We start from the raw sequence: 8,619 nt of genomic DNA on the forward strand, positions 1-8,619 counted from the left end.
ATACCATCCTGTGAGGGTGAGCTACGGGGGTTGAACCCGCGACCTCCTGGACCACAACCAGGCGCTCTGCCAACTGAGCTAAGCCCACCATGCGCCCTGCAGATTACCGGCTAACCGGCCCTCTGGAAAGGCAACTCAAATAGCTTACCTGCTCTTCGGGGGTGCTTTGTCCACTTTTAGCCTTTTCAGCAAAAAATCCTGGAAACGTGGCGCAGATTACGTTTCCGCCAGCTCTGCATTTCCGCCGGAGGTGATGCGGCGGGCGATCTTCTGGGCGGTGGCGCTGTCCGGTCCGGGGGAGGGCACAAAAACCGCTTCCCGGTAGTAGCGGAGTTCGTCGATGGAGTCCTTGATGTCCCCGAGCGCACGGTGGCCGCCCTTTTTCGCCGGGGACTGGAAGTAGGCCCGGGCGTACCAGCGGCGGGAGAGCTCCTTGATGGTGCTGACGTCAATGACCCGGTAGTGCAGGTGCTCCACCACGGCAGGCATGTCCCTGGACAGGAAGACCCGGTCCGTGCCCACCGAGTTGCCGCCCAGTGGGGCCTTCCGCGGGTCGGGCACCCATTCGGCGATGTACTCCATGACTGCTGCCTCTGCCTCGGCCATGGTTTTGCCGGCGGGAAGTTCCTTCAGGAGGCCCGACTTGGTGTGCATGTCGCGGACGAAATCGTTCATCTGGGCCACGGCGGCATCGTCGGGTTTGATGACCACGTCCACGCCGTCGCCGAGGATGTTCAGTTCGGAGTCCGTGACCAGGGCTGCCACCTCGATCAGGGCGTCGTTCTTGATGTCCAGGCCGGTCATTTCGCAGTCGATCCAGACGATTCGTTCGTTAGATATAGGCACCGGACCAGCCTACCGTTACACCTCCGGGCAACCGGCCGGTGCTAGGATTTCGGGTACGCGGCGGGTCGCCCTGCCGCTGAGGAAACGCGCCCCGGCCGGCTGTGCGGCCCGCCGGGCAGAAGCCGCGAAAACGCAAGAAGATTGGACGATCCTGAGATGACGGCGCCTGTGCCCGCGACGGGGGAGTTGGCGGCCGCCGCCACTGCCGCAGCAGGCGGTGCAGAGGTGGACAATCCCCGCTCGCCGCTGATCGCAGGTTTTGTGGGCTCCGTGTTCATGCTCATCGGCTCGCTGGGCGTGGGCTGGCTTGCCCCCGTCTCGGAACTTCGCCGGATGCCCCTGTTCATTTGGATGCGCGCCGAAGCGGCGGGTGTCGCCCTCTCAATCGTCCTCCTGGCCGTGGGCGGCATGCTCCTGGTCCGGGCCTGGCTGCGGCTGGGCCAAAAAGTGCGGGTCTGGGGGGACCAGGCGCGCAATGCCACCCTGATGGCCGTGGTGGCCTGGGGCCTGCCCATGATGTTCAGCGTCCCGCTCTTCAGCCGCGACGTCTACGCGTACATAGGCCAGGGCCGCCTCATGGTGGAAGGCTTCAACCCCTACGAAAACGGCATCTCGGCCCTGTCCAACTACTTCCAGCTTGGTGCGGACAAGATGTGGACGGAGGCGCCCGTTCCGTACGGCCAGCTGTTCCTGTGGATCGAGCAGTTCGTCGTATGGGTTACCAATGTCCAGCCGGAAGCGAGCGTGATGCTGTTCCGGCTGGTGGCGCTGGCAGGTGTTGTCCTTTGCGTCATCTACGTGCCCAAGCTCGCTGAACTGCATGGCGTCAACCCGCACCGGGCCCTCTGGCTCACCGTGGCGAACCCGCTCTTCCTGACGAACTTCATCGCCAGTGTCCACAACGACGCGCTGATGATCGGCCTGGCGCTGGCCGGACTGTACTACTCGGCCACCCGGCGGGTGATCCGGGGCGTGGTCCTGGTGACCCTTTCCATTGCCGTCAAACCCATCACCATCGTCTTCCTGCCCTTCATCGGGCTGCTGTGGGCGGGACGTGACGCTGGCTGGGCACGGAAGTTCGCCTTTTGGGCGATGACAGGCGGGCTGAGCCTGGGCATCCTTACCCTGATGAGCCTGGTCAACGGCTTCGGCTTTGGCTGGATCAACGGCCTGTCCGCCCCGGGAAGCATCTCCATCTGGTATGCGCCTGTGGGCCTGATCGGCATGGTGGTTGCCTCGCTGGCCAATTCGTTTGACCTGGACGGAGCGGTCCTGGCTGACGTGGTGTTCGACGCCGGCAAGCTGCTGGCCGTGGGCGTGGTCGCGTCGCAGATTTTCCGGGGGGACTATGACCGGCTGATGCGGCGCCTGACGCTGGGGTTTGCCGCGGTGGTCCTGCTGGCTCCGATGATCCAGTCCTGGTACGTGGTGTGGCTGATCCCCCTGTTTGCCGTCACCGGCATCCGGAACGACTGGCAGGTCAAGGCACTCTACTTCGTGGTGTCGTTCTTCATGATCTACGCCATTTCCGACCAGCTGGAAGTCTTTCCCTACCTCCAGACCGAGGATCTCGGTTTTGCGCTGGCGATGGCCCGGGTTGCCGCGGCCCTCACCGGCCTGCTGTTCGGCCTGTACCTGGTGTTCTGGGACCCGGGGACCAGGAGCCTGTTCCGGAAGGTGAACGAAAACGTCGTAGAACGTCCCGTCATCTAACCTTCCTTCCCGTTGATCCGCCGCAGCGCCTCCCGGCGGGAGAGCGGGCTGATGGCGGACGCATGGCCGGCAACGAAGGCGGCCACCCACCCAGGGTTGGTCTTGGCGTATTCCCGCAGGGCCCAGCCGATCGCCTTCCGGACGAAAAACTCCGGGTCCGCCAGGTTGGCCTCAACCACGCGTGCCAGGAGTGCGGTGTCGGTGCTGCCCTTCGCCTTCAGTTGCGCGGTAATGGACGCGCGCCTGACCCAGAAGTCGGCATCGGTGCTCCAGCCAAGAAGTACGTCGGTCATCTCGGGGCGGTGGGCCTGCAGCAGGTTGCACAGGCGGCCCGACACCCCGTCGGCGAAGTCCCACCAGGCCCCGCTGCGGATGATTTCCTCATACACGGGCAGCATGTACAGGTCCCTGGCCACGAGCCGGCTGCCCGTCAGGTCAATCGCCGCGTACCGTTCCTCCCGGACGGTGGAGGTCCGCCACAACTCCAGTACCGTGGCACGGAGCTGGTCTCCCGACTCAAACGGCGCCGCCGAAGCGGCCGACGCGGCGATCCGGCGTACTTCCGGTACCCGCACACCCAGCGAGGGCAGGGTGGACTTCATGTAAGCCTGCGCGCCGGCAGCACGGGCGGGGTCCGCCCGTTCCCGCAGCGCTGCCCGCACGGCGTCGAGGACTTCCCGGTTCACCGGGCCCGGATTGCTCATGGGGCAACTCTAAAGGGGCAACGCTCCCGGGCTCCGTGCTACTTCGCGCCTGCTGCCACACGCGCCTGCTGAACGGAAGCGGCGGGGAACGTCCAGCCGGCACGCGCAAGCCAGTCGGCGCAAAGGGCAGGCCACTGCTCCGCCCCTGGCTCTCCGGCCGCCAGGCCCAGGCCGTGGCGGCCCTCCGGGAAAACGTGCAGTTCGGCCGGCACCCCGGCGCCCAGCAGGGCACCGGCATAGCGCAGGCTGTGGCTGACGGGGACGGCGGCGTCGTCCGCGGTGTGCCAGAGGAACGCCGGCGGCGTCTCCGCGGTGACCTGCAGGTCTGCTGACAGGGCAGCCAGGATGTCCGACGGCGGCGCCTGGCCCAGGAGGTTGTCCACCGATCCCTGGTGGACGTCCTCCGTGCAGGACACCACGGGGTAGCACAGCACCGAAAGGTCCGGGACGGCTTCAGGGACGTCCAGGCGCGTGCTGCCGGTAACGGCGGCTGTGGAAAGGGTAGCCGCGAGGTGCCCGCCGGCTGAAAATCCCAGCACGCCCACGCGTTCCGGGTCTATCGCGAGGCCGTGTGCACCGCTGCGGATGTGCAGCATGGCTTCCTTGGCATCCTCCAGGGGTGCCGGGTGCCGGTCCGGCGCCACACGGTACCTGAGCACGAAGGCGTGGATACCCAGCCCCGCAAGCCACTCGGCTACCGGCTCCGCCTCGTGGCCGGCCTGCCTGGCGTAGCCGCCGCCGGGAAGCACCAGGACCGCGGGCCGGGCGCCACCGGCGTCGGAATGTGCCGGTACCGCCGTCAGGGTGGCAGCCACGGTCAGGCGGCCACTTCTGTGCTGCGGCGGAGCGTGACCTCGCCGGTGATCTGCTGCGGCAGGCCGGCGTCGTGGTCATCCCCGCCGTCCGCCCCCGGTGCGGTGGCCCGGGTGGCGAGCCGTCCTATCTCCTCCAGCGGCAGGCGGACGGTGGAGAGTGCGGGGCGGAAGTCGCGCAGGGTCTCGATGTCGTCAAAACCGGCAATGGTGGCATCCCGGGGAATCCGCAGCCCCTCTGCGCGCAGCGCGGCGGCGGCACCGATGGCCATCACGTCGTTGACAGCGAAGATGCAGAGCCTGGGGCCGGTGGCTTCACCGGTGTCACGGCCGCCCTTGATCCGGGCCGCCAGCGTGAGGCCCGCCTCGTAGCCACCGGCACGGTTGAAGGAACTGCGCAGGATTTCCGCGGGTGCCCGTCCCGCCTTGGCGAGCCCCTCCTGGAAGCCCCGGATTCGGTCGTCGGAAGTAAAGAGGCCTTCCGGACCGCCGATGACCACGAAGTCGCCGTCCCAGCCGGCGGCCAGTTCGGTTGCCAGAGCGCGTGCCAGTTCCTCGTTGGGAACGGCGATGACGTGATAGCCCTCAAGTGCCGAAGCGCCCACCACGGGATGACCGACGACGGCCACCCGCCCTCCGTTGCGGCAGTACCTGTCGAGCTCGGCAGCCAGTTCGCTGTTGTCGTCCCGGTCCTCGGTCCGCGACGACCGGGACCCGGCGATCACGATGGAGTCGGCGCGGCGGGCGGCAAAGGCTGCCACGGCTTCCTTCTCTTCTGCCGGCGCGCCGCCGGTAGTGGCGAGCAGGACCATCTTGCGCTGCTCCCTGGCCGCGTCCTGCACTCCGCGGGCGATGGCGGCGAAGTAGGGGTCCGCGATGTCATGGACGATCAGCCCAATGAGGCCGGAACTTGATTTGGCCAGCCCCTGGGCCTGCGCGTTGGGAATGTAACCAAGCGAATCGGCGGCCTGCCGGACACGGTCCGCGATGTCCTTTCCAGGCTTGCGCGCAGAGCCGTTCAGGACACGGGACGCCGTGGCGGGGGATACCCCGGCCAGCCGGGCCACCTCGGTGAGGGTACTTGCAGCCACAGCAACTCCTGGGCGTCGATAAGCCAATAAAGCGGTTACCACATTATGGCAGTTGGAAGTTCCTTTCGGAAAGCGCTTGCCAACTAAGTTCTTGCGGTGCATGATGGATGCAGTGGGAATGCGCTTTCCCAATTCAGCTTGAGTAAAACTGCTCACTCACCGTGGAGGACACATGGGCTTCGAAACAAAGACGATCCGCATCGCCATGAACGGCATCACCGGCCGGATGGGTTACCGCCAGCACCTGCTGCGCTCCATCCTTCCCATCCGCGACGCCGGCGGCTTCACCCTGGAAGACGGCACCAAGGTCCAGGTCGAACCGATCCTGGTGGGCCGCAACGAGGCCAAGATCCGCGAACTCGCCGAAAAGCACAAGGTTGCCGAATGGACCACGGACCTTGAATCCGTGATCAACGACCCCACCGTGGATGTCGTCTTCGACGCCTCCATGACCAGCCTCCGCGCTGCCACCCTGAAGAAGGCCATGCTGGCCGGCAAGCACATCTTCACCGAGAAGCCCACGGCTGAAACCCTCGAGGAAGCCATCGAGCTGGCGCGCATCGGCAAGGAAGCCGGCGTTACGGCGGGCGTCGTCCACGACAAGCTCTACCTCCCCGGCCTGGTCAAGCTCCGCCGCCTGGTGGACGAAGGCTTCTTCGGCCGCATCCTCTCCATCCGCGGCGAATTCGGCTACTGGGTCTTTGAAGGCGACATCCAGGCCGCCCAGCGCCCGTCCTGGAACTACCGCAAGGAAGACGGCGGCGGAATGACCACCGACATGTTCTGCCACTGGAACTACGTCCTCGAAGGCATTATCGGCAAGGTCAAGAGCGTCAACGCCAAGACCGCCACCCACATCCCCGCCCGCTGGGACGAGGCCGGCAAGGAGTACAAGGCCACGGCAGACGACGCCTCCTACGGCATCTTCGAACTTGAGACCCCCGCCGGCGACGACGTCATCGGCCAGATCAACTCCTCCTGGGCCGTCCGCGTCTACCGCGACGAACTCGTGGAATTCCAGGTGGACGGCACGCACGGCTCCGCCGTTGCCGGCCTGAACAAGTGCGTCGCCCAGCAGCGCGCCCACACCCCCAAGCCGGTCTGGAACCCGGACCTTCCGGTCACCGAATCCTTCCGCGACCAGTGGCAGGAAGTGCCCGCCAACGCAGAACTGGACAACGGCTTCAAGCTGCAGTGGGAAGAATTCCTCCGCGACGTCGTCGCCGGCCGGGAACACCGCTTCGGACTGCTGTCCGCCGCCCGCGGCGTCCAGCTTGCCGAACTGGGCCTGCAGTCCAACGACGAACGCCGCACCATCGACATCCCGGAGATCACCCTCTAATGACCTCGCTCATCCTTCCTTCCCACGACGGCGGCACCCGCGAGTACCGCCTCCAGGGCGCCACCACGTGGGCCCGCCCCACCGCCCCGCTGACTGCCCGGCGCGCTTACGCCGCCGCGCACGTCATCCCCGAAGTTCTGGCCGACAACACCCCCGGGGCCCCGGCCCGCCTCGACTGGGAGGCCACCATGGCCTACCGCCATGAGCTGTGGTCCTATGGACTCGGCGTGGCCGACGCAATGGACACGGCCCAGCGCGGCATGGGCCTGGACTGGGCAGCCACCCAGCAGCTCATCAAGCGGACCGGCGTGGAAGCTGCCTCGGTGGTGTCCGCCGGAAACGCGGCCACGGCGGGCAAGACCGTCCGTGACCTCGTCTCCTGCGGTGCCGGCACCGACCAGCTGGACATCCTCTCCCTTCCCACCGGCGAAGCCGGCCTGAAGGCCGTCCTTGAGGCCTACCGCGAGCAGATCGCCGTGATCAGCGAAGCCGGACCCAAGGTCATCCTGATGGCATCGCGTGCCCTCGCCAAGGTCGCGAACGGCCCCGAGGACTACCTGAAGGTGTACTCCACCCTGCTGCAGGAAGTGGACCAGCCGGTCATCCTGCACTGGCTGGGCACCATGTTCGACCCCGCCCTGGCGGGCTACTGGGGCTCAGACGATGTCAGCGCCGCCACCGAAACGTTCCTTGGCCTCATCAGGGACAATGCGGACAAGGTTGACGGCGTCAAGGTCTCGCTGCTCGATGCCAGCCACGAGGTGGCCCTGCGCGCGGCGCTGCCCGAAGGCGTGCGCCTCTACACCGGTGACGACTTCAACTACCCCGAGCTTATCGACGGCGACGGCAGCCACCACTCCGACGCCCTGCTGGGCATCTTCGCGGCGATCTACCCGGCCGCCTCGGTGGCCCTGCAAAACTACGATGCAGGCAACGCCGCCAAGGCCCGTGAAATCCTCGATTCCACCCGCGAACTGGGCAAGCACATCTTCAGTGCCCCCACGTTCTACTACAAGACCGGCATCGCCTTCATGTCCTGGCTGAACGGCAAGCAGCCCGGCTTCCAGATGGTGGGCGGCCTGCACTCCGGCCGCTCCGTCTGCCACCTCGCCAAGACGTTCGAACTGGCGGACCAGGCCGGCCTGCTCAAGGACCCCGCCCTGGCTGCCTTCCGGATGTCCGACTACCTGCGCATCAACGGAGTGGGAGTATGAGCGACTTCTCCCGGCTGTCCATCAACAGCGCCACCACCAAGAAGTGGACACTTGCCCAGGTTGTCGAGGGCTGCGTCAAGGCGGGCATCCCCGCGATCGGCCCCTGGCGGGACCGCGTGGAGGAAACCGGACTGGACAAGGCTGCACGCCTGATCAAGGACGCCGGCCTGCGTGTCTCCTCCCTCTGCCGGGGCGGCTTCCTCACGGCAGCCGACGCCGAGGGACAGGCCGCGGCGCTCGCTGACAACCGCGCGGCGATCCTTGAGGCCGTAGCACTGGACACCCGGGAACTTTTCCTGGTGGTGGGCGGCCTCGCTCCCGGTGAGAAGGACGTGGTGGCGGCGCGCCGGCGCGTGGCTGACCGCCTTGCGGACCTCGTACCGTTCGCCCGGGAAAACGGCGTCCGGCTGGTGCTGGAACCGCTGCACCCGATGTATGCCGCGGACCGCGCCCTGATCTCCACCCTGGGCCAGGCATTGGACCTCGCAGCACCGTTCGATGCGTCGACAGTGGGCGTGGCCGTCGATACCTTCCACGTCTGGTGGGACCCGGAACTGAAGGCACAGATTGAACGGGCCGGACGGGAAAACCGGATCGCCTCCTACCAGGTCTGCGACTTCAACATGCCCATCGCCGCGGATCCGCTGCTCTCCCGTGGCTACATGGGCGACGGCGTGGTGGACTTCGCCACGATCGGTACCTGGGTCCGGGATGCCGGTTACACCGGTGACATCGAAGTGGAAATTTTCAATCAGGACATCTGGGACACGGACGGCAACACCGTCCTGGCCACAGTGAAGGAGCGTTACGCGGAGTTGGTCCTCCCGTACGCCTGACACGCTCTGGATGTCCTGTCCAGACCGCGGGCTCCTGCTACGTCACGGCAGGAGCCTGCGC

At 66.6% G+C, this 8,619-nt stretch carries 8 protein-coding genes and 1 tRNA gene; 4 read left to right on the forward strand and 5 right to left on the reverse strand.

The window, feature by feature from the left end; genetic code table 11:
* Window positions 1-15 precede the first annotated feature (15 nt).
* Window positions 16-88, reverse strand: a tRNA-His gene (locus tag P2Q66_RS03515).
* A 128-nt stretch (window positions 89-216) separates the two neighbouring features.
* Complete coding sequence (gene orn, locus P2Q66_RS03520) at window positions 217-846, reverse strand: oligoribonuclease (RefSeq protein ID WP_079596361.1); 630 nt, start codon at window positions 844-846, stop codon at window positions 217-219.
* 156 nt (window positions 847-1,002) lie between these two features.
* Between orn and mptB the strand changes: the two genes are divergently transcribed.
* A complete protein-coding gene (gene mptB / locus P2Q66_RS03525; protein WP_275725604.1) occupies window positions 1,003-2,559 on the forward strand; it encodes a polyprenol phosphomannose-dependent alpha 1,6 mannosyltransferase MptB in 1,557 nt (518 codons plus the stop codon).
* On the opposite strand, the gene P2Q66_RS03530 is transcribed toward mptB, so the two are convergent.
* The 3 genes from P2Q66_RS03530 to P2Q66_RS03540 are packed head-to-tail and all read right to left on the reverse strand — an operon-like array spanning window position 2,556 to window position 5,166.
* Complete coding sequence (locus P2Q66_RS03530) at window positions 2,556-3,263, reverse strand: DNA alkylation repair protein (RefSeq protein ID WP_275725605.1); 708 nt, start codon at window positions 3,261-3,263, stop codon at window positions 2,556-2,558. The two genes, mptB and P2Q66_RS03530, sit on opposite strands and share 4 nt — an antisense overlap.
* Before the next feature lie 38 nt (window positions 3,264-3,301).
* Window positions 3,302-4,078, reverse strand: coding sequence for an alpha/beta hydrolase (locus P2Q66_RS03535; protein ID WP_275725607.1), 777 nt, complete (start codon window positions 4,076-4,078; stop codon window positions 3,302-3,304).
* Window positions 4,079-4,080: 2 nt separating this feature from the next.
* Window positions 4,081-5,166, reverse strand: coding sequence for a LacI family DNA-binding transcriptional regulator (locus tag P2Q66_RS03540; RefSeq protein WP_275725609.1), 1,086 nt, complete (start codon window positions 5,164-5,166; stop codon window positions 4,081-4,083).
* A 172-nt stretch (window positions 5,167-5,338) separates the two neighbouring features.
* Between P2Q66_RS03540 and P2Q66_RS03545 the strand changes: the two genes are divergently transcribed.
* From P2Q66_RS03545 to P2Q66_RS03555, 3 genes are read left to right on the forward strand one after another with little or no spacing between them, the layout of a single operon-like run.
* Window positions 5,339-6,508: a Gfo/Idh/MocA family oxidoreductase gene (locus P2Q66_RS03545; RefSeq protein ID WP_275725610.1), complete on the forward strand. Its 1,170-nt coding sequence runs from the start codon at window positions 5,339-5,341 to the stop codon at window positions 6,506-6,508.
* Window positions 6,508-7,722, forward strand: a complete 1,215-nt coding sequence (locus P2Q66_RS03550; protein WP_275725612.1) for a dihydrodipicolinate synthase family protein — start codon at window positions 6,508-6,510, stop codon at window positions 7,720-7,722. The genes P2Q66_RS03545 and P2Q66_RS03550 overlap by 1 nt, the downstream gene beginning before the upstream one ends.
* Entirely contained in the window at window positions 7,719-8,558 is an 840-nt protein-coding gene (locus P2Q66_RS03555; protein ID WP_275725613.1) for a sugar phosphate isomerase/epimerase family protein, read from the forward strand. Before P2Q66_RS03550 ends, P2Q66_RS03555 begins: the two co-directional genes overlap by 4 nt.
* Window positions 8,559-8,619 lie beyond the last annotated feature (61 nt).

Origin of the sequence: Arthrobacter sp. Cr_A7, assembly GCF_029222765.1 — a bacterium.
Lineage (GTDB): Bacteria > Actinomycetota > Actinomycetes > Actinomycetales > Micrococcaceae > Arthrobacter.